21 protein-coding genes are annotated in these 22,077 nt (G+C 61.6%); 5 read left to right on the top strand and 16 right to left on the bottom strand.

What is annotated here, in order from left to right:
• Positions 1-94 precede the first annotated feature (94 nt).
• The 9 genes from V7787_RS28815 to V7787_RS28775 form a co-directional block, all read right to left on the bottom strand.
• Positions 95-694 (bottom strand): hypothetical protein, encoded by a 600-nt coding sequence (locus V7787_RS28815; RefSeq protein WP_064491592.1) that lies wholly within the window; start codon positions 692-694, stop codon positions 95-97.
• The gene (locus V7787_RS28810) at positions 694-1,392 is read right to left on the bottom strand and encodes a hypothetical protein (RefSeq protein ID WP_336090771.1); all 699 of its coding nucleotides are present in this window, start codon (positions 1,390-1,392) and stop codon (positions 694-696) included. Before V7787_RS28810 ends, V7787_RS28815 begins: the two co-directional genes overlap by 1 nt.
• Positions 1,393-1,486: 94 nt before the next feature.
• Positions 1,487-2,272, bottom strand: a complete 786-nt coding sequence (gene pstB, locus V7787_RS28805) for a phosphate ABC transporter ATP-binding protein PstB (RefSeq protein WP_003254117.1) — start codon at positions 2,270-2,272, stop codon at positions 1,487-1,489.
• 50 nt (positions 2,273-2,322) lie between these two features.
• A complete protein-coding gene (gene pstA, locus V7787_RS28800) occupies positions 2,323-3,216 on the bottom strand; it encodes a phosphate ABC transporter permease PstA (RefSeq protein ID WP_104887448.1) in 894 nt (297 codons plus the stop codon).
• Positions 3,213-4,181, bottom strand: coding sequence for a phosphate ABC transporter permease subunit PstC (gene pstC, locus V7787_RS28795; protein WP_004574212.1), 969 nt, complete (start codon positions 4,179-4,181; stop codon positions 3,213-3,215). The genes pstA and pstC overlap by 4 nt, the downstream gene beginning before the upstream one ends.
• Positions 4,182-4,251: 70 nt before the next feature.
• Positions 4,252-5,283: a phosphate ABC transporter substrate-binding protein PstS gene (gene pstS, locus V7787_RS28790; protein WP_003254123.1), complete on the bottom strand. Its 1,032-nt coding sequence runs from the start codon at positions 5,281-5,283 to the stop codon at positions 4,252-4,254.
• A 217-nt stretch (positions 5,284-5,500) separates the two neighbouring features.
• A complete protein-coding gene (locus tag V7787_RS28785) occupies positions 5,501-5,734 on the bottom strand; it encodes a hypothetical protein (RefSeq protein ID WP_054889537.1) in 234 nt (77 codons plus the stop codon).
• 71 nt (positions 5,735-5,805) lie between these two features.
• Positions 5,806-6,231 (bottom strand): MAPEG family protein, encoded by a 426-nt coding sequence (locus V7787_RS28780; protein WP_104887447.1) that lies wholly within the window; start codon positions 6,229-6,231, stop codon positions 5,806-5,808.
• The gene (locus V7787_RS28775) at positions 6,228-6,542 is read right to left on the bottom strand and encodes a DUF2834 domain-containing protein (RefSeq protein WP_104887446.1); all 315 of its coding nucleotides are present in this window, start codon (positions 6,540-6,542) and stop codon (positions 6,228-6,230) included. Before V7787_RS28775 ends, V7787_RS28780 begins: the two co-directional genes overlap by 4 nt.
• Positions 6,543-6,648: 106 nt before the next feature.
• On the opposite strand from V7787_RS28775, the gene V7787_RS28770 reads away from it, so the two are divergent.
• Entirely contained in the window at positions 6,649-7,467 is an 819-nt protein-coding gene (locus V7787_RS28770; RefSeq protein ID WP_336090766.1) for a helix-turn-helix domain-containing protein, read from the top strand.
• On the opposite strand, the gene V7787_RS28765 is transcribed toward V7787_RS28770, so the two are convergent.
• The 3 genes from V7787_RS28765 to V7787_RS28755 all read right to left on the bottom strand — a co-directional run bounded on the left by V7787_RS28765 (position 7,457) and on the right by V7787_RS28755 (position 10,911).
• The gene (locus V7787_RS28765) at positions 7,457-8,242 is read right to left on the bottom strand and encodes a 2-keto-4-pentenoate hydratase (RefSeq protein WP_104887444.1); all 786 of its coding nucleotides are present in this window, start codon (positions 8,240-8,242) and stop codon (positions 7,457-7,459) included. The two genes, V7787_RS28770 and V7787_RS28765, sit on opposite strands and share 11 nt — an antisense overlap.
• Before the next feature lie 138 nt (positions 8,243-8,380).
• On the bottom strand, positions 8,381-9,724 hold the full coding sequence (locus V7787_RS28760) for an MFS transporter (protein WP_064491585.1): 1,344 nt from the start codon (positions 9,722-9,724) through the stop codon (positions 8,381-8,383).
• Between the two features lie 44 nt (positions 9,725-9,768).
• Positions 9,769-10,911, bottom strand: coding sequence for an iron-containing alcohol dehydrogenase (locus tag V7787_RS28755; RefSeq protein WP_104887443.1), 1,143 nt, complete (start codon positions 10,909-10,911; stop codon positions 9,769-9,771).
• Positions 10,912-11,053: 142 nt separating this feature from the next.
• On the opposite strand from V7787_RS28755, the gene V7787_RS28750 reads away from it, so the two are divergent.
• Together V7787_RS28750 and V7787_RS28745 are read left to right on the top strand one after the other, a co-directional pair.
• On the top strand, positions 11,054-11,995 hold the full coding sequence (locus tag V7787_RS28750) for a LysR family transcriptional regulator (protein ID WP_010953569.1): 942 nt from the start codon (positions 11,054-11,056) through the stop codon (positions 11,993-11,995).
• Positions 11,996-12,283: 288 nt separating this feature from the next.
• Positions 12,284-13,159: a universal stress protein gene (locus tag V7787_RS28745; protein ID WP_064491595.1), complete on the top strand. Its 876-nt coding sequence runs from the start codon at positions 12,284-12,286 to the stop codon at positions 13,157-13,159.
• A gap of 59 nt (positions 13,160-13,218) precedes the next feature.
• Here V7787_RS28745 and V7787_RS28740 read toward each other — a convergent pair whose 3' ends face one another.
• Positions 13,219-14,073 (bottom strand): helix-turn-helix domain-containing protein, encoded by an 855-nt coding sequence (locus V7787_RS28740; RefSeq protein ID WP_104962890.1) that lies wholly within the window; start codon positions 14,071-14,073, stop codon positions 13,219-13,221.
• A 151-nt stretch (positions 14,074-14,224) separates the two neighbouring features.
• Between V7787_RS28740 and V7787_RS28735 the strand changes: the two genes are divergently transcribed.
• Complete coding sequence (locus V7787_RS28735; protein WP_064491583.1) at positions 14,225-14,779, top strand: GNAT family N-acetyltransferase; 555 nt, start codon at positions 14,225-14,227, stop codon at positions 14,777-14,779.
• Between the two features lie 291 nt (positions 14,780-15,070).
• Positions 15,071-16,297 carry an MFS transporter gene (locus tag V7787_RS28730; RefSeq protein WP_010953567.1) on the top strand — a complete coding sequence of 409 codons (1,227 nt, stop codon included), beginning with the start codon at positions 15,071-15,073 and terminating at the stop codon, positions 16,295-16,297.
• A 106-nt stretch (positions 16,298-16,403) separates the two neighbouring features.
• Here the strand turns inward: V7787_RS28730 and V7787_RS28725 are convergent, their stop codons facing one another.
• The 3 genes from V7787_RS28725 to V7787_RS28715 all read right to left on the bottom strand — a co-directional run bounded on the left by V7787_RS28725 (position 16,404) and on the right by V7787_RS28715 (position 21,884).
• The gene (locus V7787_RS28725) at positions 16,404-16,781 is read right to left on the bottom strand and encodes a DUF2493 domain-containing protein (RefSeq protein WP_104887441.1); all 378 of its coding nucleotides are present in this window, start codon (positions 16,779-16,781) and stop codon (positions 16,404-16,406) included.
• Between the two features lie 21 nt (positions 16,782-16,802).
• Positions 16,803-19,517 carry a magnesium-translocating P-type ATPase gene (gene mgtA, locus V7787_RS28720; protein ID WP_336090765.1) on the bottom strand — a complete coding sequence of 905 codons (2,715 nt, stop codon included), beginning with the start codon at positions 19,515-19,517 and terminating at the stop codon, positions 16,803-16,805.
• Between the two features lie 741 nt (positions 19,518-20,258).
• Positions 20,259-21,884, bottom strand: coding sequence for a methyl-accepting chemotaxis protein (locus tag V7787_RS28715; protein WP_020192192.1), 1,626 nt, complete (start codon positions 21,882-21,884; stop codon positions 20,259-20,261).
• Positions 21,885-22,077 lie beyond the last annotated feature (193 nt).

The raw sequence follows: 22,077 nt of genomic DNA, 5'->3' as shown, positions 1-22,077 counted from the left end.
TTTCAGGATATCCACGACCCCTGTGGGAGCGGGCGAGCCCGCGAAGGGCTGCGAAGCAGCCCCCATTACATTGTCTGAGCGGAATCTCCTGGCTTCAGGAAGCCAGTGCCTGCGGACGCTGGCAAGCGGGCATCTCATAGCGGTGCGGTTGCTGCCAGGCCAGCCGTGCCTGCACATCCACCACCGCGTCCTTCACCTTCTGCGCCCAGTGCTCATCCTTCGGGCACACCACCACCACGCGGAAACCGTGGTCGACACCTTCCAGGCGCACACCTTCGGAATCATCCACGTGCAGATCGATATCAAAAGCCGAAGGCAGCTTGGAGGGAGCGTTCTCCAGCCCGCGCTGGGCCAGGATGTGCTGGTGCCGACCGCTGTTGACCACGCCATCGACATGAATGCCGTAAAGCATCAGCCAGCGGCGGATGTAAGCCGGGGTACGCCCCGAGGAGGTGTAGATCCAGATGCTGCAGCCCTGGCGGCGCAGGTCGCGGATCAGTTCGCGGGTACCGCTGCGCAGGGGCTCACCCAGCCAGCGATGGACGAAACCTGGCAGCTTGCTGTCCTCGGCGGCGGCGTGTTCGGGCAGGCAGGCCAGCGTGTCGTCGATATCGAACGAAATGCGTACCTGGCCACGCTTGAGCTTGCGTTCGATGGCTTGCCGCCCTCGTGCGAACAGGGATGAACCTTGCATCAGCGGCTCCCCTCGCAGGCAGGCACGGGCGCGCCGTTCAGGAAGAACTTGCCGGGCTCAGGTGCTTTCGCTTCCAGGAAAGCAGCGTACTTTTTCTTGATCTTGGGGAGTTCGTACAAAGCCTTGACACCGTGTTTGGCGGAGTTGCGTATGACCGAGGACGGGTTGAAGTAACCCTCGGCGTTGTCCAGCGACAGCACGAATGGCGGCAGCCCGGCACGCATCAGCAAATAGCTGACAATAAGCGAACCCGTGCGGTTGTTGCCTTCGATGAACAGCTGCGGCTTGCTGAGGATCCGTACATACACACCCGCTGCCCGCTTCCAGATGGAATCGCTGCGGTACGAGCAGTACCAGTTGTACAAATCCTTGATGCCACCTTCCACGTTGTTGAAAAAGTGCGCTTCGGTTGCCGCAAGGTGCGGGGCGAATTCCAGGCGACGGGCCGGATCGCTGCCGCATAGCACGATGGCATTGATTTCCAGCATCAGGTTCAGCTGTTGCAGGTCGAACAGGTCGATACCGCGAGCGACATAGTCGTCAATCAGCGCATAGCCTTCAACCACATTCAGCAGCACCTCGTCGGTAAACGGGTCCCGCGGTTCGGTGAAATGCTGGCTGAGTTCGGCAAAACGGCCCTGCACCTCGCGCAGTGCGCACTCTACCGCTGACAGATCAAGACGACGCGTCGCTCGCATTGGTAATCCCGGGTAACACTTTAACGGAAGGTAACGCGGCCGGGTGTTGCAACCTTCCTGGCTGCAACACCCGCCCACCTTGAGCTTGCAGGGTTTAGCTGAACTTGCCGCTGATGTAGTCGCTGGTCAGCTGCTCGCGCGGGTTCTGGAAAATCTGCGCGGTCGGGCCCATCTCGACCAGGTAGCCGGTGCGGGTGCCCTGGGAAATATCCACCGAGAAGAAAGCGGTGGTGTCGGCCACACGAATCGCCTGCTGCATGTTATGGGTCACCAGGGCGATGGTGTAGTCCTTTTTCAGCTCGACCATCAGCTCCTCCACGCGGCGGGTGGCAATCGGGTCGAGTGCCGAACAGGGCTCGTCCAGCAACAGCACTTCCGGCTCGGTGGCGATGGCACGGGCGATGCACAGGCGCTGCTGCTGGCCACCGGACAGCGACAGCCCGCTGACCTTGAGCTTGTCCTTCACTTCGTCCCACAGCGCGGCGCCTTGCAAGGCGTGCTTCACGCGATCGCCCAAGTCGCCTTTGTAGCGGTTCAGGCGCAGGCCGAAGGCCACATTGTCGAAGATGCTCATCGAGAACGGGTTGGGCTGCTGGAACACCATGCCGATATAGCGGCGCACTACAACAGGGTCGACGCCTTTGCCGTAGACATCCTGCCCAAGAAAGTGCACATGGCCTTCGAAACGGAAGCCCTTCACCAGGTCATTCATACGGTTCAAGCTACGCAGCACGGTACTCTTGCCGCAGCCCGAAGGGCCGATGAAACCGGTGATCTCGTTTTTCCTGATCGGCACATGGCTGTCACGCACGGCCATGAAGTTACCGTAGAAAATCTTGTCGAGCTTGCAGTCCATGACGATGGGGGCTTCGCTGACCATGGGAGCGGCTCTTTGCGCAGTGGATACGTTCAAGTTGGATGCTCCCTTTCTCAATACTTGGGCTTGCCGAAGACTCGGCTCAAAATGTTGATGACCAGCACGATCATTACCAGCACCAGCGAGGCCGCCCAGGCGAGCTCCAGCTGGTTGTCGAACGGCATGCCGGAGAAGTTGTAGATCAGTACCGCAAGCGAGGCTGTGGGGTTCATCACCGCCAGGTCGCCGTCGTGGTAGATCCAGTAGTTGCTGAACAATGCGGTGAACAGCAGTGGCGCGGTTTCGCCAGCCGCGCGGGCCACGGCCAGCATCACCCCGGTAAGGATGGCCGGCAGGCCGGTGGGCAGGACGATCTTCCAGATCACCTGGGCACGGGTGCAGCCCATGCCGTAGGCAGCATCCTTCATGATCTTGGGCACCATCTTCATCGACTCTTCAGCGGTGAGCACCACGATCGGCAGCATCAGCACCGCCAGGGCCACGCCGCCTGCCGGTGCCGAGTAGGTACCGGTGGTCATCACTACCAGGGCGTAGGCAAACACCCCGGCCAGGATCGATGGCAGGCCAGTGAGCATCTTGGCGGCAAAGCGCGCGGTGTTGGCCAGCTTGCTGTCGGGGCCGAGCTCGGCCAGGAACACCGCTGCCAGGATACCGACCGGCACAGCGATGGCGGCGGCAATGCCGACCATGACGAAGGTACCGGCCATGGCGTTACCGAAACCACCGCCCATCTCGAAGCCGGTCGGCGGCAGTTCGGTGAACACTTCCAGGTTAAGGCGTGCCCCGCCGCGAGTGATCAGCATGTACAGCACGGAAATCAGCGGCACGCTGGCCACCAGTGCCGCGAACCATGCCAGGGTGGTCAATACCAGGCTGCGCAGGGCGCGGCCTTCCAGCTTGCGCTGCAGGCTGGGCAACGCGGCTACAGGAGTCGTCAGGTCAGTCATTGTTTGTTACCACGCTGGGCGTAGAGCATGATCATCGAGCCGAGCACGTTCACCAGCAGGGTGATGAACATCAGTACCAGTGCCGCGTACATCAGCACTTCGACCTCGTTCGGCCCGGCTTCCGGGAAGTTCAGCGCCAGCAGCGCCGCCAGGGTGTTGGCCGGTGCGAACAAGGACAGGGAAATGGTGTTGGCGTTGCCGACCAGCATGGCCAGCGCCATGGTTTCACCGAGTGCACGGCCCAGCCCCAGCACCAGCGAACCGAAGATGCCGGTAGCCGCCGAGGGCACCATCACCTTGAGGATGGCTTCCCAGTGGGTGGTACCCATGCCGTAGGCAGCCTGCTTGGTTTTCATCGGTACGCTGGTCAGCGCATCCTGGGAAACCGCCGCGATGGTCGGCAGGATCATGATCGCCAGCACCAGCGCCGCAGGCAGCAGGCCTGGGCCACTCAGGGAGGTGCCGAAAAACGGGATCCAGCCCAGCTCGCTGTTCAGCCAGGCGGTCAACGGGCGAATCGCCGGGATGACCACATAGATGCCCCACAGGCCGTACACCACGCTGGGGATGGCGGCGAGCAACTCGACGATGGTGCGAAACACCGCGGCAAGCTTGGCCGGAAGGAAATCCTGGGTCAGGAAAATGGCCATGCTGACGCCGAAGAAACCGGCGATCAACAGGGCGATCAAGGCGCTGTACAGCGTCCCCCAGATCGCTGGCAGAATACCGTACTTGCCTTGGTTAACGTCCCAGACGCTGCCGAACAACACGTCAAAACCGTGCTTTTCAATCCCAGGTAGTGCCTTGCGGCCGACTTCGTAGACCAGCGCGAAGACCAGCGCCAGCACCAGCACCACGCCAATGCGCGCAAGCGCACGGAAGGTGCGATCGACCAGAAAGTCTTTCGCAGACGGTGGCTGGCACGCGGAGTCGGGGTTATCCGGTATGGCAAAAGGAGTGTTCATTGGCGAGTTCCGGGACAAGGGACAAACACCCCCGGCATGGCTTCATGCCAATACCGGGAGCGCCTGGGTATTACTGGATGTTGGCGGACGCTTTACGCACCTGGTCGACTACCGACGGCGGCAGCGGGATGTAACCCATCGAGTCGGCGATGGTCTGGCCTTTGGTCAGGCTGTACTCGACCATTTCACGCATGGCCTTGGCTTTTTCCGGGTTGCCGTTGTCCTTGCGGAAAATCATCCAGGTATAGGAAGTGATCGGGTAGGACTTGGCACCGTCCGGGTCAGGCAGCCAGGCCACCAGGTTTTCCGGCATGTTCACCGCAGCCAGTGCTTCGGCACCGCTCTCGGCATTCGGCACGACGTATTGGCCAGCCTTGTTCTGCAACATGGCGAAGTCGACCTTGGCCAGCTTGGCGAAGCCGTACTCGATGTAGCCGATGGCGCCCGGGGTCTGGCGGACGGTGGCGGTTACGCCGTCGTTCTTCGGCGACTTGATGAACTTGTCGGTGGCCGGCCAGTTGACGGTGTTGCCTTCGCCCAGCCCTTGCTTGAAGTCAGCGTTGATGGCCGACAGGTGCTTGGTGAAGACGGCAGTGGTGCCGCTGGAGTCGGCACGCACGACCACGGTGATCGGGGTGGCAGGCAGCTTCAGGTCAGGGTTGGCCGCCGCGATTTGCGGGTCGTTCCACTGGGTGATCTTGCCGAGGAAGATATTGGAGTAGACGTCGCGCGGCAGCTTCAGACCTTTAGGGTTGCCCGGCAGGTTGTAAGCCAGGACGATTTCACCGGCGGTCATTGGCAGCAACTGCACGCCTTCGCCAACCTTGGCAATGTCTGCTTCGCTCATGGCCGAGTCGCTGGCGGCGAAGTCGACGGTCTTGTTCAGGAAGTCCTGAACGCCCGCGCCGCTGCCCTTGGACTGGTAATCGACGGTGACGCCAGCCGTGTTCTTGCTGAAGTCCTTGAACCAGGTCAGGTAGATCGGTGCAGGGAAGCTGGCGCCCGAACCGGTCAACCGAACGTTTTCTGCAGCAAAGGCTGCCGAGGTGGCGCAAAGGGAAACGGCAACGGCGAGTGCAGCAGACTTCATCAGGCGTTTCATCAAAATGTGCTCCATGTGATGGCCGGCACACTTTGCATCAGCTGTGTTACAACTTTGTGACTATTGAATGGCAGGCCGCGCGGTAGAGCTTATCGACTGTGCCATCAGGCGCCGAGCCGGAATCCTGAAACGGCTCCGGCTTCGACGCAAACGCTTGAAGGTGTCGATAGACCCTGCAACGCAGCACCAGGAACAGGAACCTGGCCACTGCAGGCGATCAGCCGATGCCGGCGAGACCTGTATCACCGCCATCCCCACAGCGGTTGCGGCATGCACATTCGAACTCAGCCTGGGCACGGGTGGAAAAGTTCAGGCTCAGACGCATCTTGTCCTGGGTGTCGTAGAGGTCGTAACCCTCCCCCAGTGCGGCAGGAAAGCCAAGCCGCCGAGGATAAGCCTCTTTCTTGAGTGGCACTGCGGGAACCACAACGAAGCGTGTCTGCATGATCATCCCCTTCGGCAGTGCTTAAGTATTAGTACTGCTATGTGAAAGCATCAAGATGACTCATGCAATATTTTGGTTCAGCTGCCTATTCTCGCGGTGATGACTAAGCAGAATCCCAGCAGGCAAATGACCCCGATGCCATAGAACAACGTTCTCCAGGGCTGCAAACCCCGCAGGTAGGCCAGCGTGTGCAAGACCCTGGCAACCGTGAACACCACACTCAGCCACAGCACCGGTAGCGTGGCGGCTTCCAGAGCAACAGCCAGCCCGCCGAGGGCAAAGAACATGGGAATGTTCTCCAGGTCGTTGGCCCAAACCTTGGCAGCACGTATCACCTGCGGGCGTTCTGCGGCCTGGGCGATGCGCCTGAACACGGCAGCGTCCTCCGGATTGGTGAACGCGACGAAGCGCAAGCGGTGATAGCCCTGATAGCAGGAAACCAGGAACATCTTGAGGAACAGCACCACCACACACAGCGCATAAACCTGCAAGGCACTGCTCATGGCTGGCGCCCCTCGGCAACGCCTCTGATCACCAGGTACAGCAACGGCCCCAGCGAAACGAACACGACGGTCAGCAGCAGGTAAGGCAGCACCGCGATCCCGGCTCTGCCGCGCATGCGGTTGTCTCTCACCATCCAGCAACCGGCCAGCCCGGCCATCAGGTACAGGTCGATGACCACCTGGGCCGTGTCCGGCCGCGCCAGCAGTGCCAGCCCGAATGCCAGCAGCGATTGCTCGGCAATCAGCATGGTCCAGCCGGTATACAGCGAAAACGGCACCAGTATTGCCAGCGCGCAGATACGCAAGCCCATATAGCTCTCCTTGATAGGGTTTGCCGGCACAGTAGTGATAGGGTTGCTTGCACTCAATGACCCGTGAGGTCATGGACATTGCACTCAAGGACGATCAGGGCAACGCATGAATCAGCATCTGTTCCATCGCAGCACCCCTGCCCCGCATATCTCAGCGGGCCAGCATCTTCGCGAACTGCGCCGTCAGGCCAACCTCAGCCAGCTGGAACTGGCGCTGCTGACGGGGCTGTCGCAGCGTCATCTGAGCTGCGTGGAAACAGGACGCGCCAAAGCCAGCCCAGGCACGTTGCATGCCCTCCTCTCGGCCCTGGATGCGCCGCTGGAGCGGTGCAACGAAGTGTTCGTTGCTGCAGGATACGCACCCCGCTACGCCGCCACGCCGCTCGATGCGCCTGAACTGGCCTTGGTGAATACTGCCATCGAGCATATTCTGCAGGTGAACAACCCCGCTCCGGCGATCGTCATCGACAGCCACTGGGACGTCATCGCCGCCAACGCCAGTACCGGGCTGCTGCTGGCGATGGCCGGTGTCAGCGCACAGCCGGCAACCGGCCTCAACCTGCTGCAGACACTGCTGTGCCCCGGTGGTCTGGGTGATCACCTGGCCAACGCGCCGGAAATCCGCGCTGCTGCCTGGCAACGTGCCTCCAGGGAGGCCGCAGGCAATCCGGCACTGGCAGCGCGCTTGCGCGACTTGCCGGCCCCGGCAAGCCCGTGCCAGATGACGACAGCCGTTCCTCTGCTGCTGACCCGCGTGAACACCCCGTATGGTGAGCTGCGGTTCCTGTCCACGTTCACCACCTTTGGCATGCCGCAGGATGTCACCGTGCAGTCACTGCGCATCGAACACCTGATCCCCGCCGACCCACAGACCCGGCAAAGAATGCAGGCAGCGTTCGAGCAATGGTCGGCCGTTACAGCGTGAACGTCAGGGCCTGGCCAAGGAACCTGGCGCTGACCTGGTGGCCTGTTTCATGCAAGTCGAACGGCTGGCACATGGCCCCGGTGGTCACGACATCCCCGGCCTTCAGGGTCTGGCCACGCTCGGCAGCGTGCGCGTACAGGTGAGCCAGCGACACCAGCGGGTCGGTGGCCGCATCGCCAGACAAGCCACCGGCGCGCCATTGACCATCCACATGCACCTCGGTGGTTTCGGCCAGGTCGGCGAGCAACGGCACATTGATACCGGCGCCCAGGCTATTGCCGACCACCAATGCTTCAAACCCCACGTTGTCAGCCACAAAACTTGGCCAGCCGACAGCCTTGCGGTCGACAAAGCGCGAACGCACCACTTCAAAGGTGACGCACGTGGCGCGAATATCCTCACTCACCGGTACGCGCCCGGCTTGCGGAGGAATATCCCGGTCCAGCACGAAGGCAATTTCGCATTCGATGGTCACCGGCGTAACCGCTGGCAGCGGGATATGTGCGCCATCGGCATGGCAACGCCCCGCTTCCAGTTGGCCAATCAAGGGCCGCGACAACTTGCCGGCACGCATGCCAGCCGGGCTGCCGACGCCCAGCTTCCACCCGGCGCGCTGGCCTGCGGCAGCGGCAAACAACTGGTCCTGGCTGTCATAGCCTTGTTTCAACGTCTCGGGCTTGAGGCTGGCGGGCAGTTCCGTCAGCAGGTCACCGCTGCGCCAGTGTTGCAGTAGCAAGGCTGCAGTACGTTGGTGTACGAAGAGCGAACGGTTCATCAAGACCTCATTGAGATAGGCGATGGCGGGCAACAGATGCTATGGCCTGAAATTGATAAAGATAAATATATTGTCATGATGCCAATCATCACAAATTGTTATTGAGCTACCTGATGAAATCCGCCTGCAGGGGCATGCTCAGCGATCAGTGGAAACCGGCTGCTTCAACAACAACACATAAGCCATCGCAGCAACCGCGGCCACGGCGGCACTGATCAGGAATGCCGAAGCGAAGGACCCGGTCTGCTGAATGCTGAACCCGGTCACGATGGGCGCCACAGAGCCTGCCAGGTAGCCACCGAAGTTCTGGATCGAGCCAAACGAGGCCACGCGCTGGCTATCGACCACGGTGTTGGCGATCATCCATGCGGTAGAGCTGGCCATGTTCACGCTGAACAGCGCGCAACACAGCAGCGCCACGCTGAGCAGGAAGCCGCTACCGAACGACAGGGGAACGGTGAATGCGGCCGCCGCGAGCAACGCAGTCACTACAACCCGCTTGCGGCTACCCAGCACACTGGCACCGTTCTTCACCAGGCGGTCGCAGATGCGGCCCGCGACAATGGTGCCCAAGGCGCCGAACACATAGGCCAGTGAAACCACCCAGGCGGTCTGGTACAGGCTCAAGCCATGCTCGCGCTCGAAGTAGCCCGGCAGCCACGTCAGGTGCAGCCACAGCATGTAGATCACCCCCATGAAGCCCAGTACTGCGCCCCAGGTGCTCTTGTGGCGGAACAGTTCGGCCCACGCCGCCAGTTGTGCCTGCACACTGGGCCTGGCGCTTGGCACCGCCTGTTTATGCGCCTGGGCTGCCAGCAGTTGCTCACGCTCCTCGGCAGGCAGTTCGGCCAGGTACCGCGCCTTGCTTTTGTAGAAGGCGAACCAGCAGGCGGCAAGCAGAATGCCAAATACACCGGTGACGATGAACATGCCGCGCCAGCCCCAGGTGACCATCAGCAGCGTCAGCAACGGCGGCGCCAGACACGGCCCGATGCAGGTCGATGACAGCACGATGCCGGTCGGCGTCCCCCGCTTCTCGGCCTCGAACCACTCCGCCAGCGCCTTGGCCGCCGACGGGAACATCGGCGCCTCGCCAATTCCCAGCACCACCCTGAGCCCGATGAATGCAGAAAAACTGTTGATCAGGCCAGAAGCCGTCTGTGCCACCGACCAGCCCAGCAGGGCCGCCCCCAAAGAAATCTTGCTGCCCAGGCGGTCAATGATCATGCCCAAGGGCAGTTGCGAAAAGGCATACGCCAGGGAAAACGCCGACAGCAGAATGCCCATCTGTGACGGCGTGATGCCCATGTCGCGCTGGATGGACGTATTGGCAATCGACAGCGCACTGCGGTCGACGTAGTTGATGATGCCGATCACCAGCAACAGGCTGACGGTGATGACCTGGTACTTTCTGAACGGGTTCGAGCTGGCGACCGCTTCAGGTTCGCGGGCAAGCCCGGGTTGCGCATATTTGGTATTCATGGGCGTTCACTTTTGTTGTTATTGGTTGAACAGCAGGTAACGGCTTACATCGACGCTTCAAGCAGCCACTGGTAGTCCTCGGCAGATGCCTCACGTGGGTTGGTGCGGTGGCTGTGATCGGCCAACGCGCCCTGGACGATGCGCGGGAACAGGTCCGGGTTGACATCCAGTTCGCCAAGGCCGGTCGGCAGGCCCAGCGTACGGGTCATGTCGCGAATGGCATCTTCGATCTGGCTGTCATCGGCCAGCCCCATCGCCTGGGCGATGCGTTGCATCTTGTGTTCACTCACCACCGTTTCGGCCGTGCGGTTGAAGCTGATGACGGCAGGCAGGAAGATCGCATTGAGGGTGCCGTGGTGCAGGCGTGGGTTGATCCCGCCCAACGCATGGCTAAGGCTGTGCACGCAGCCCAGGCCTTTCTGGAAGGCCAGCGCACCTTGCAGCGATGCGCTCATCATGTTGATGCGCCCGTCCAGGTTGCCCGGCTCGCGGGTGGCTCGTTCGATGAAGCGCCAGGCCCGCCACAGGCCGTCCAGGGCAATGCCGTCGGCAGGCGGGTTGAACGCAGGTGCCATGAAAGTTTCCAGGCAGTGGGCAATCGCGTCCATGCCGGTGGCAGCCGTGAGTTGTGCTGGCAGCCCGAGCGTAAGTGCCGGGTCACAGATGGCCACCTTGGGCACCACATGGGGCGAGATCACCCCCACCTTGCGCCCGTCCTCGAGTATCAGGATGGCGCCGCGCCCGACCTCGCTCCCCGTGCCGGCCGTGGTCGGCACCGCAATCACCGGCGCGGTTGCCGGGGTGATCCGGGCCAGGCCGCCCTCGATCACCGCAAAGCTCTTCAACGGGCCGTCGTGCCGGGCACACACGGCCACCCCCTTGGCCAGGTCGATCGCCGAGCCACCGCCAATGGCGATAATGCCATCACAGCCATTTGCCTTGAACATGGCCACGGCCTCACGCACGGCATGCTCGTTGGGGTTGGGTGGCGTACCGTCGTAGATAGGCAGTTGTGCGGTGTCGCTGCCGAAGGTGTTCAACGCCGTATCGACGATACCGGCGGCACGCACGCCACGGTCGGTCACGATCAAAGGCCTGGTTATACCAATGCGCTCACATTCGGCAGGCAGGCATGCAATGGCACCGATATCGAATTGGATCTGGGTGATGTAGTTGATCAGGGACATAAGGCTTGGCAGGCTCCTGGCTTTATTGTTCTGGGCGTTTCAGCCGCACTGGATGCGACACTGTGCAGCGCCAGTATAGGAATGCGCGGCTGGCCATGGTATTGAGAACAATCCATATCGGTATAACCAGGACGAATACCAGATGACCCCATCGCTCAATTCGATCATGTCCCGCCTGCACGCCCGCCACCTGCGCTTGTTGATCGAGTTGGACGAGCACCGCTCGCTGCTCGGTGCAGCAAGCAGCGTCGGGCTTACCCAGCCTGGTGCCAGCAAGGCCTTGCAGGAAATCGAAACCACCTTCGGCACCGTGCTGTTCAACCGCACCAACCGAGGCCTGGAGCCCACGGCCGCCGGGCACTGCGCCATCCGCTACGCACGCCTGTTGCAGACCGATATCGCCAACCTGCGGCACGATCTGGATGCAATCCTGCGTGGGGTCGGCGGCCGGCTGGCAGTGGGGGCGATCATGGGGGCGGTGCCGTTGCTGATGAAGGCGGTGTCACAGCTGGCCAGCATCCAGCCACAGATGTCGTTCGAAATCATCGAAGACACCAGCCAGTCGCTGCTGACGCAGATCGAGAGCGGCCGCCTGGACATCGCCCTGTGCCGCACCAGTGTCAGCAATACGCCGCAGCTGTTCGCCAGCACCTTTGTCCAGGATGAGACACTGGCGGTCATCGCCAACATCGACCACCCGCTGAAGCATGCGCCAAGCCTGAGCCTTGCCGACCTGGCCGAGAGCCGCTGGATCGTCTACCGGGCCAACATGCCCATGCGCGTGCAACTGGAGCGCGAATTTCACGATGCCGGGCTGCGCTTCCCGCTGCACCTGGTTGAAACCACTTCGATCCTGGCGACCTTGTCGCTGTTGCAAAACCGTCCTGACTTCGTTGCGCTGGTGTCGATCGACGTGGCCCGGCAATGTGCGATGAATCAGCAGGTCAGCATACTGCCCTTGAGCATGGGCTCGGTCAGCGACCCCTACGAGCTGGTGACCCGTAAAGGCAGCCAGGCAACACCGGCCATGGACACGCTCACCGAACTGCTGCTGTTGCAGGGCCGACAGCGCTGCGACAGTTAATGCGGTTTCATGGCAGGCCGCTGGGAAATCCGGGCTGAAAGGCTGAGGGTCAAGACAGTAATGAGGCAGCCCGCCAGCCCAGGGTAATCAGCCTTGCAGCTACACCGGCAGTGCTGTTGGCAGGCATGACCTGCCGCTACACCTGCACGCCATTGACCCAAATCAAGCCCTCGCGCCGGGTTCGCGCGACGATGGCTGCACGCAAGGAATGACTCAAGTACCGACAGGTGCACAGTGCGCAAGGTTTACCGCTTGATCGCTGTGCGCGCCTTGACCAAGGAGCCCCACATGAACCCGCTGAAACACATACTGGTTGCCACCGACCTTTCCCCACATGCCCGCAACGCCGCTGAGCGCGCTGCCTACCTGAGCGATGCGCAACAGGCCTCGCTGGACCTGGTCTACGTTGCCAACCCGGCACCCTTCGAGCGCCTCAAACAGTTGGTGACGCCTGATGACGATCTGTTGAAACGCGTACTGGATAGCGCAGGCGAGAAAACCCACGCACTGGCAGCGCTGCTGTTCCAGCGTTACGGTATCTCCGCTGGCGTGCAGGTCGCCAGCGGCTCGGTGATCACGGAGATCAACCGGGTGGTGCAGGACAAGCACAGCGACCTGCTGGTGTGTGGGGCCAGGGGCCAGAACGTAGCGCGGCGCCTGCTGCTGGGTTCAACTGTGCAGAAACTGCTCAACCGCATGCCCTGCCCTTTGCTGGTGGTCAAGCCGGCCCCTCGTGATGCCTACCGCACCGTGCTGGTGCCAGTCGATTTTTCGTCCGTTTCACTGCGCACGATAGAATTGGCCAAGGCCATTGCCCCGCAAGCAGAGATCATTCTGCTGCATGCGTACGAAGCCCCGTTCGAAGCCAGCGTGCGCTTCGCCCATCTCGACCACGACACCCTCACCCACTACCGCAATGTCATCCGCAAGGATGCACAAGTACAGCTCGCGGCGCTGAGTGAGGCTGCCGGCCTGGCCGATGCACGGCAGATCCTGGTGCACGGTGACCCTGGCTGGCGCATTGCCGAGCAGGAACAGGAGCTGGAGTGCGACCTGATCGTTGTCGGCAAGCAGGGGGCAAGCGCGCTGGAGGAACTGCTGGTGGGCAGCGTCACCAAGCATGTACTGAACGAATCGCAGTGTGATGTGCTGGTCTCGCCATAGCGTACCGTGCCTGCCGAGCACGCTGATAAGCGCCCTCGGCAGGCGCCGCTGTGCAAGCGTCAGCCCTGCCCTTGCACGTTCTGCGCTTGCCTGCGGTAGCTGGAAAGCGAAAAACCGGTCTGACGCTTGAAATAGCGGCACAGGTAAGACGCGTCGGCAAAATTGAGCGCATCGGCAATTTGCCCGACAGCGTGATTACTGTAAGAAAGCAGTGCCTTGATTTCCAGGGTCACCTGCCGATCGATCAAACCTTTCGGGCTGGAATTGAAATACACCTTTGTCAGTTGCGACAGATAGAACGGGGTGATGTTAAGCGCGTCGGCATAGAACTTAACCTCGCGCTGCCGGGTGCTGTGTTTGCCTACCAGCTCCCAGAATCGCCAACTCAGCGCTTCCTTGCGGCTGAACGCCCTGCCTGCTGTCGGTAACACGGGAAGCTGCTCGGCAATCTTCAGGAAAAGGTTCTGTAACTGGTTGCGCAGCATGATGTGCTGATAAGTGGCACAGCACCGCACAATATCGCGCATCTGCATCAGCCACCCTTCCAGCAGCGGCCTCTCGCTTTCGGCAAGTACACAGTGCGGATGGTCGTGCAGAAAGACGAACAATGAATTGGGCAGTGGGTAGGCGACCTCGGCAGCAAGTGCTTGTGGTATCAGGCAGAAAAACACCTTGAAGCATCGTGAGCGACATTTGAGCAAGGCTATGGTGTCTTCGGCCAGCACCAGCACATCTGCGCGCCTGACAGCATGTTCTTTGAAGTTCAGCGTGAAACGGGCAGCCCCGGACAGGCACACAAGCAGTGTCAGATAGGCATGACCGAACGACAGTGGCGCCCCCTGCCCATCGGCAAGCGTGCTTTCACCTGTCTGGATCGGATCACCAGCCGCGTAAAGTTTCGGAATGTGATGCATCGCACTCGGTACCACCGCCAGATAGAGCCAACAGCCTAGCATCAAGCACCCGTCCAGTTTCGAAAAGTACCGATAATGCCAAGGTAGTGACGTTTACCGCGTGGCCAGTCGGCCATAAGCTGGCCCAACGGACCAGACACGAGTACAGGACATGAAATTGGAAACCGAACGTTTGCTGCTTCGCCCTTGGCTGGAGAGCGACGCTGCTGATTTGTACGAATATGCCAAGGACGAGCGCGTCGGCCCCGTTGCGGGCTGGCCTGTGCACACCAGTGTGGAGCACAGCCGCGAGGTCATTCGCGAAGTGTTCAACCACCCCGAAGTGTACGCCCTTGAGCTCAAGCAGAATCAACGTGCCGTAGGCTGTGTCGGCCTGCTGACTGGCAGTAACAGCAACTTCGAGATCAGTGAACAGGAAGGTGAAATTTCCTACTGGATCGGGGTTCCCTACTGGGGCAAAGGCCTGGTTCCGGAGGCTGTGCGGGAAGTCATGCGCCACGCCTTCGAAACCCTGAAACTGCAGGCACTGTGGTGTGGCTACTACACTGACAACAGCCAGTCACAGGCTGCCCAGGCGAAGTGTGGCTTCCGTCATCATCACACCGAAGAAAACAAGCACAACCGCTTCCTCGACGACTATCGTACTGAGCACATCAGCCGCATCACCTACCAGCAGTGGGTGGAGGGTGAGCAACAGCATACCTAGCCGACGGCGAAGCCCGTACGGTGCGTTCGATCACTCGCTGGCCCCCCGGTATACGACGCAGGAAAGAGAAGCTGACGCTGCAGGCTGCAAATCGCCATGGCCTGCACCGGTGCGGCACCGGTAGGGCGTAATCGCTGCCAGGGCGCTCTACACAAGGCGTTTCATCGATTGCACTGATGATTACTATCGAGCGGCCTGCCTGTCGGTCGGGCACGGCCGCCTCTACAATCCCCTGCAAATCCCCCCGCTCCTGCGCCTGCTACAGGCGAGATCCCTCATGGAACCTAACCCATGCCAAGCAACAGCCAGGCCCCTCGCGGCCTTCCCGAACACAGCCAACAAAGCGTGACCCAGCAATGGCTGGCAATCCTCTCGGTAGCCGTGGGCGCTTTCGCCCTGGTCACCAGTGAATTCCTCCCGGTGGGGGTGCTCAACGATGTGGCCAGCGACCTGGGCATCAGTGCAGGCCTTGCCGGCCTGATGGTGACCCTGCCCGGCATCATGGCCGCGTTAGCCGCCCCGTTGATTTCCGTAGGCGTCGGCGCGCTGGACCGGCGCTACCTGCTGATCGGCCTGACGCTGATCATGATCATCGCCAATGCCATCGTGGCCTATGCCGGTGACTTCAACCTGCTGTTGGTCGGCCGTGTGCTACTGGGTATCAGTATTGGCGGCTTCTGGGCGACAGCCATCGCCCTCAGCGGCCGCCTGGCACCTGACGGGATGGGCGTAGCCAAAGCCAACTCCATCATCATGGCGGGCGTAACCCTGGCGACGGTCGTGGGCGTGCCTGTCGGCACCTGGCTGAGTGGCCTGATGGGCTGGCGCATGACGTTCCTGGTCACTGCACTGGTAGGCGTACCGGTGCTGCTGGCACAGGTGTTCCTGCTGCCGCGGCTGATGCCGGAAAAGGCCATCCGCATCCGCGACCTGCCGGCGTTGTTCATCAACCCGCAAGCACGGGTCGGTTTGATCGCCGTGTTGCTGATCGGCCTGGCGCACTTTGCTGCGTACACCTATGTCGCACCGTTCTTCAAACAGAATGCCGGCTTTGACGGGCCTACGATCGGTTCATTGTTGCTGCTGTATGGCGTGGCCGGCTTCATGGGCAACATCTTCGCCGGCTTTGCTGCCAACCGCAGCGTGCGGCATACCCTGATGCTGGTCGCGCTCATGATCGCAGTCAGCACCGCCCTGTTCCCGCACTTCGCCACCGGCATGACGGGTGCCGCGATGCTGATCGCACTGTGGGGCTTTGCCTTCGGTGCGTTCCCGGCTTGCGCCAATATCTGGATGTTTGTCGTGGCGCCCAAGGATGTCGAACGTGGCATGCCGCTGTTCGTGGCCATGTTCCAGGTGATCATTGCCGTGGGCTCGTTCTTCGGCGGGCAAGTCGTGGACCATATGGGCACGGCGGTACTGCTGAGCCTGGCCACGGCGCTGGTGGGCTGTGGCTTTGTCACCGTGCTGGTGCTGGGGCGCAACGTCAGCAACGATCTGGCGGCGCAGCCAGGCTGAGCAGCCGCACAGGGCGGCTGCTCAAAGCGTGGGGCCGTGAAACCGAGGCGCCTGCTTCGCGGGCAAGCCCGCTCCTACAGGTACCGTACGGCTCCAGGCGCTTGCATTAGCTGCAATCGTCCCGCTCAGGCTGGCGTGGTTGCCTGGCGCACACCACCTGAAGCTCGGCGCCACGGGCCCTGGCCAGCAGCTCCTCGGTGTCATCGCCACCGGGCAAGGCAAGCAACAGGTCAGGGCGGCTGTCATTGAGCATGAACAGGTTGCGCAAGCGTTCGGCCTGCTTGCCGTGCAGCTGCCAGTTTGGCGGGTAACGCACCAGATCGGCGCCATGCTCGCGCGCCCAGCTTTCGATTTCCCCACCAAGAAACTGGCTGCCACCGTGGATCAATACCCGGATCGGCCGCTGACGCTGGACGTCGTCCAGGGCCTGGCGGCAGCGTCGGGTGTCGGCGTAGTTGCGCCCTGCACAAATCAGTACTCGCATGGTCTGCTCTCCTTGCATCGCTCAGAACCACTGGCCGAAACGGCGGATATAGAGGGTCTTCATGGCCTGGGCGACTACGCAGTAGCCCAGCAGCGTGGCGGCCAGCCAAGGGAAGTACTCCCACGGCAGCGGCACCAGGCCAACCATCGCGCCCACCGGGGAGAACGGGATGTAGATACCCAATGCCATGACCAGCCCCGTTGCCAATACCACCGGCAATGCAGCGGTGCTCTGGAAGAACGGTACCTTGCGAGTGCGCAGCATGTGCACTACCAGCGTCTGTGACAGCAAGCCCTCGATGAACCAGCCAGACTGGAACAGCGCCTGCATTTCGACGCTGTTGGCGGCGAACACGTACCACATCAGGGCGAACGTGGTGATGTCGAAGATCGACGACGTAGGACCTATCCACAACATGAAGCGGCCGATGTTGCGGGCATCCCATTTGCGTGGCTTGCTGAGGAACGCCTTGTCCATGCGGTCCCAGGGCAGCGACAGCTGGGAAAAGTCATACATCAGGTTTTGCAGCAACAAGTGGATCGCCAGCATCGGCAGGAATGGAATGAACGCACTGGCCACCAGGACCGAGAACACGTTGCCGAAATTGGAACTGGCGGTCATGCACAGGTACTTCATGATGTTGCCGAAGGTTTCCCGACCTTTGAGCACGCCCTCCTCGAGCACCATCAGGCTCTTTTCCAGCAAAATGATATCGGCCGATTCCTTGGCGATGTCGGTGCCGCTGTCCACCGAGATACCGACGTCAGCATCGCGCAGGGCGGCGGCATCGTTGATACCGTCGCCAAGAAAGCCCACGGTGTGACCATTGGCCTGCAGGGCCTTGAGCACGCGCGATTTCTGCAACGGGGTGAGCTTGGCGAAGACGGTGCGCTCCTCCACCTGAAGCTTCAGGGTGGTGTCGTCCATGCCCTCGATGTCCTGGCCGAGCAACGGCTGGCCTGGCGCCAGGCCTACTTCACGGCAGACCTTGGACGTGACCACCGGGTTGTCGCCGGTCAGTACCTTTACCTGCACGCCCATGTCGCGCAAGGCGGCGATGGCCGGGCCGGCCGTTTCCTTGGGCGGGTCGAGGAAGGTCAGCAAGCCCTGGATGACCAGATCGCGCTCATCTTCGGTGTGATACTGCGCCTTGCCTTCGGCCGCCGGGATCTGCCGGGTGGCAACCACCAGCACGCGGAAGCCGTCCTGGTTGAAGGCATCGACCCTGGCCATCAGCTGCTGGCGACGGCACGGATCAAGGGCAACGACCTTGTCGCCTTCCTGCACATGGGTGGCGATGGCGAGCATCTCCTCGACCGCCCCTTTGCTTACCAGCAGGTGATCGCCCAAGGCATTCTTCACCACCACTGACAGGCGGCGGCGGATGAAGTCGAACGGCAGTTCGTCGACCTTTGCGTAGGCGTAAGGCGCCTGGAACTGTTGGTCCTGGCCGGCGAAATGCAGCACGGCCTGGTCCATCAGGTTGCGGATGCCGCTTTGGTGATGGCTGTTGAGCCAGGCCAGCTCTAGGATGTGCTTGTCGGTTTGGCCGTCGAAGCGCACATGGTGCTCAAGGATGATCCGATCCTGGGTGAGCGTGCCGGTCTTGTCGGTGCACAGTACATCCATGGAGCCCAGGTTCTGGATGGCGTTCAGGCGTTTGACCACCACCTTGCGCCGGGCCATGGCCACGGCGCCCTTGGCCAGGTTGGCGCTGACGATCATCGGCAGCATTTCCGGGGTCAGGCCCACTGCCACGGCAAGCGCGAAGAGGAAGGCATCACCCCAGTCGCCTTTCACCACACCGTTGATCATGAACACCACCGGCACCATCACCAGCATGAAGCGGATCAACAGGCTGCTGACGCTGTTCACGCCGCGGTCAAAAGCGGTCTGGCTGCGCGAACCGGCAATGGCCTTGGCCAGCGAGCCAAAATAGGTGCGTCGGCCGGTGGCGACCACCACGGCGCGGGCGCGGCCACTGACCACATTGGTCCCCATGAAGCAGATGTTCGGCAACTCGAGCAGGTTGTCCTGATAGGCGCCATGCTCGGCGGCGGACTTCTGCGCGACATTACCCAAGGTGTCGTACTTTTCGACCGGCAACGCTTCGCCGGTGAGCACGGCCTGGCTGATGAACAGGTCTCGCGCTTCGAGCAGGCGGATATCGGCGGGAATCATGTCACCTGCAGAAAGCTGCACGATGTCGCCGGCCACCAGTTCGTCCATGGGCACTTCGCGCAGGCGCGGGGCTTGCCCGGTCTGCTCGCGGCGCAACACGGTGGCCGTAGTGCGCACCATTGCCTTGAGCGCGTCGGCAGCCTTGTTCGAGCGGTACTCCTGCCAGAAGCGCAGCAGGCTGCTGAGGCTGACCATGGTCATGATGATGATGACCTTGGTCAGGTCGGCGTCGTCTGCTTCGCCTGCACTGACCGGCAGCCAGTAGTCGGTGACGAAGCTGATCCCGGCCAGGGTCAGCAGTACATAGATGAACGGGTTGTGCAGGGCCTTGAACAGCTGCACCAGGGCGTGGGGTTGATGGTCGTGGGCAACCTGGTTGGCCCCATCGCGCACCAGGCGCTTGGCGGCTTCGTGCTCGGTCAAGCCCTGTTCGCTGGCATCGAGGTTGGCGAGGGTGACCGCCAGGCCATTGCGCGCTTCACGGGCGGCGCGGGTGGACAGGCGGGTTTCGCGTTCGGCCTTGGCCGATGAGGTGTTACGGTGTTTGACAGTCATGTTGCTGTGCTCCTGCCGCTGCGGCGGCACGACACACAGACGTTTCACTCAGGCGGTGAACGAAGGCATGTCGGGTCGCTGAATAATGCTGGTTCTTTCCGACAGTTGTCTGTCCGCTGCCGAGAGTCGGAAGTTGTGTCGGCAGCGAACTTTCTACTCGCGCAATCCATGGTTTGATTCCTTTTAATAAACACAGGGCAATAGTTATCCCGCGAACTTTTAAGGTAAAAAGTTCGAGCACAAAGATACCGTTCAATATCTTTTATTCAGTGAGCAGTGCGGGGGCTCAAGCGTGCATGAACACGCACCAGCACCCCGCATCTACTTGGGGGGTCCTGGTGGTGGTCAAGGTAGCCGTGCAGACGCCGCGGCCAGGCGCCGGCCTGCTGCGGCGCAGGGCACGCAGGCTGGCGAGGTGAAACGAATGAAGTGAGGTTCATGAGCTTGCCTCCAACCGGCCAACACCGGCGGCGGCAAGTCACGGCGGAGCATCAGGCTCTGGCGCGGCTTGCCCGACCAGGGTGTCGGGACCGGTGTTCCGGTTCAAGTGCCTGACCCGGCCATTCGGCAAGGGTCAGACAGCGACTAGATACTGTGTCCATTGAATTCTTCAGTGAAGGGAAAAAAGGCCCCGCGCTCGGGGCGGTCGAACTTTATTCAAGCGTAGTATCGAAGTCAACCCGCAAGGGGAACTTTAAATAAGTTTAACCTTATCTTAATGTTCCACGCAGGCGCAGCGCCTCAAACCTTGAACCGCCCCACCAACGCCGTCATCTCCCCCACCAGCCCCGACAACGCCTTGCTCGCCTCGCTGGTCTGCTGCGCACCCGCAGCGGAATGGTTGGACAGTTCGCGGATGTTCAGCAAGTTGCGGTCTACTTCCCGCGCCACCTGAGCCTGCTCTTCGGCCGCACTGGCAATGACCAGATTGCGCTCGTTGATTTCGCCGATCGCACTGTAGATGCCCTCCAGCACTTGCCCCGAGGCCAGGGTCACGTCCAGTGTCGACTGGGCGCGGTTGGTGCTGGCCTGCATGGAAGCCACCGCAGCTTCGGTCCCCGCCTGCACGCTGCCGATCATCTGCTCGATTTCCTGGGTCGACTGTTGCGTGCGGTAGGCCAGTGTGCGCACCTCATCCGCCACCACCGCAAAGCCGCGCCCGGCCTCACCGGCACGGGCCGCCTCGATGGCAGCATTGAGCGCCAGCAGGTTGGTCTGCTCGGACACCGAGCGGATCACTTCCAGCACCTTGCCGATGTCCCGCACCTGCCCCACCAACTGCTGCAGGTGCGCACTGCTGGTCTGGATTTCGCGGGTCATGGCTTCGGTGCCGTCGATATTTTCGCTGACTTGCCGGCGGCTTTGCGCGGCCAGCTGGTTGGATTCACTGGTGGTTTGCGAGGTGGTGATCGCGTTGCGCGCAACCTCCTCCACTGCCGTGGTCATTTCGGTCACGGCAGTCGCGGCCTGCTCCAGCTCCTGCCCCTGCTGACGCAGGTTGTTGGCGCTTTCCTCGGTGACCGCGTTCAACGCCGTGGCGGCGGCGTCCAGCTGCCGGGCACAGTTGTTGATCTGCCCAAGGGTGTCGCGCTGGCTCTGCTGCATGCGCTGCAGCTCATGGAACAGTTGGCCGATCTCGTTGTTGCCCTGCCCTTGCACCGGCACACTCAGGTCGCCACTGGCAATGCGCCGGAAATGCCCACCGGCTTCACGCAGGGGGTGCAACACACGCTGGGCAATGAACGCCCAGCACAGCACCGCCAGCACCACGGTCACGCCCAGCAGGCACAGGCTCAGCAATTGTGCCCGGGCCAGACGCCGGTCGGACTCGAGCATGATTTGCTGGCCACGTTCGCTCAGTGTGGTCACCAGCTGCTGGCGCAGGGTTTGCAACCGCCCCATGGCATTACCGGCATCGCTGTTGACCTTGAAATACTGCTCCAGCGAACGCTGGCGGGTCGCTTCACGCTGCCCAGCCACCGCCTTGGCGTATTCGGCAAAGGTAGCCTGCAGCTCGGTTGCCAACCCGCGAAGGGCGGGTTCGCGGGCGTTTTCGACAAATTCGTCGACCAGCGCCTGGCTCTTGTTGTTCAGCTCCACCGACAGCGCCATCCGTTTGCCTGCACTCTCGTCATGGCCACCCAACTGCTCGATAAAACCCGAAGACACGTTGGCGCTGGAACGAATCGCCATCAGCAACGCATTGTTCAACCGGTCCGACTGGTGCGCAGTCTGGTCCAGTTCAGTGATCTGCTGGTCGCTACCCAAGGCGGCCCACCAGGCACTGGCGGTCGAAAACAGCAAGGTCAGGCTGAACAGCGACAACACCCAGAACATTCCGGTGCGAATTTTCAGGTTGGCAAGCATGCGGGCAGTACTCCTTGTTGGCACCACTTCTGATCGATGATTCGAGGGTGGGTGTGCTGCTATCGGAGGTACTGGCGCAGGCTTGAGGCGCCGCGATGCGGTTATGTGCGGTAACCGAACGGAATGCGTTGAGACCCAGAGGCCTCGAAACCCTTGAGGGCATAACCCTTTTGCATAAATCCTGAGGCCAGCG

It is taken from the genome of Pseudomonas sp. CGJS7, assembly GCF_036961695.1.
The sequence above is the reverse complement of the archived record's forward strand: the minus strand, read 5'-3'. Positions and strand labels throughout refer to the sequence as shown.

What these genes read in the sequence shown, in the direction of transcription:
- V7787_RS28815 (WP_064491592.1), bottom strand. Translation starts at nt 694, where the DNA reads ATGCAAGGTTCATCCCTGTTCGCACGAGGGCGGCAAGCCATCGAACGC.
- V7787_RS28810 (WP_336090771.1), bottom strand. Translation starts at nt 1,392, where the DNA reads ATGCGAGCGACGCGTCGTCTTGATCTGTCAGCGGTAGAGTGCGCACTG.
- pstB (WP_003254117.1), bottom strand. Translation starts at nt 2,272, where the DNA reads ATGGTCAGCGAAGCCCCCATCGTCATGGACTGCAAGCTCGACAAGATT.
- pstA (WP_104887448.1), bottom strand. Translation starts at nt 3,216, where the DNA reads ATGACTGACCTGACGACTCCTGTAGCCGCGTTGCCCAGCCTGCAGCGC.
- pstC (WP_004574212.1), bottom strand. Translation starts at nt 4,181, where the DNA reads ATGAACACTCCTTTTGCCATACCGGATAACCCCGACTCCGCGTGCCAG.
- pstS (WP_003254123.1), bottom strand. Translation starts at nt 5,283, where the DNA reads ATGAAACGCCTGATGAAGTCTGCTGCACTCGCCGTTGCCGTTTCCCTT.
- V7787_RS28785 (WP_054889537.1), bottom strand. Translation starts at nt 5,734, where the DNA reads ATGATCATGCAGACACGCTTCGTTGTGGTTCCCGCAGTGCCACTCAAG.
- V7787_RS28780 (WP_104887447.1), bottom strand. Translation starts at nt 6,231, where the DNA reads ATGAGCAGTGCCTTGCAGGTTTATGCGCTGTGTGTGGTGGTGCTGTTC.
- V7787_RS28775 (WP_104887446.1), bottom strand. Translation starts at nt 6,542, where the DNA reads ATGGGCTTGCGTATCTGCGCGCTGGCAATACTGGTGCCGTTTTCGCTG.
- V7787_RS28770 (WP_336090766.1), top strand. Translation starts at nt 6,649, where the DNA reads ATGAATCAGCATCTGTTCCATCGCAGCACCCCTGCCCCGCATATCTCA.
- V7787_RS28765 (WP_104887444.1), bottom strand. Translation starts at nt 8,242, where the DNA reads ATGAACCGTTCGCTCTTCGTACACCAACGTACTGCAGCCTTGCTACTG.
- V7787_RS28760 (WP_064491585.1), bottom strand. Translation starts at nt 9,724, where the DNA reads ATGAATACCAAATATGCGCAACCCGGGCTTGCCCGCGAACCTGAAGCG.
- V7787_RS28755 (WP_104887443.1), bottom strand. Translation starts at nt 10,911, where the DNA reads ATGTCCCTGATCAACTACATCACCCAGATCCAATTCGATATCGGTGCC.
- V7787_RS28750 (WP_010953569.1), top strand. Translation starts at nt 11,054, where the DNA reads ATGACCCCATCGCTCAATTCGATCATGTCCCGCCTGCACGCCCGCCAC.
- V7787_RS28745 (WP_064491595.1), top strand. Translation starts at nt 12,284, where the DNA reads ATGAACCCGCTGAAACACATACTGGTTGCCACCGACCTTTCCCCACAT.
- V7787_RS28740 (WP_104962890.1), bottom strand. Translation starts at nt 14,073, where the DNA reads ATGCATCACATTCCGAAACTTTACGCGGCTGGTGATCCGATCCAGACA.
- V7787_RS28735 (WP_064491583.1), top strand. Translation starts at nt 14,225, where the DNA reads ATGAAATTGGAAACCGAACGTTTGCTGCTTCGCCCTTGGCTGGAGAGC.
- V7787_RS28730 (WP_010953567.1), top strand. Translation starts at nt 15,071, where the DNA reads ATGCCAAGCAACAGCCAGGCCCCTCGCGGCCTTCCCGAACACAGCCAA.
- V7787_RS28725 (WP_104887441.1), bottom strand. Translation starts at nt 16,781, where the DNA reads ATGCGAGTACTGATTTGTGCAGGGCGCAACTACGCCGACACCCGACGC.
- mgtA (WP_336090765.1), bottom strand. Translation starts at nt 19,517, where the DNA reads ATGACTGTCAAACACCGTAACACCTCATCGGCCAAGGCCGAACGCGAA.
- V7787_RS28715 (WP_020192192.1), bottom strand. Translation starts at nt 21,884, where the DNA reads ATGCTTGCCAACCTGAAAATTCGCACCGGAATGTTCTGGGTGTTGTCG.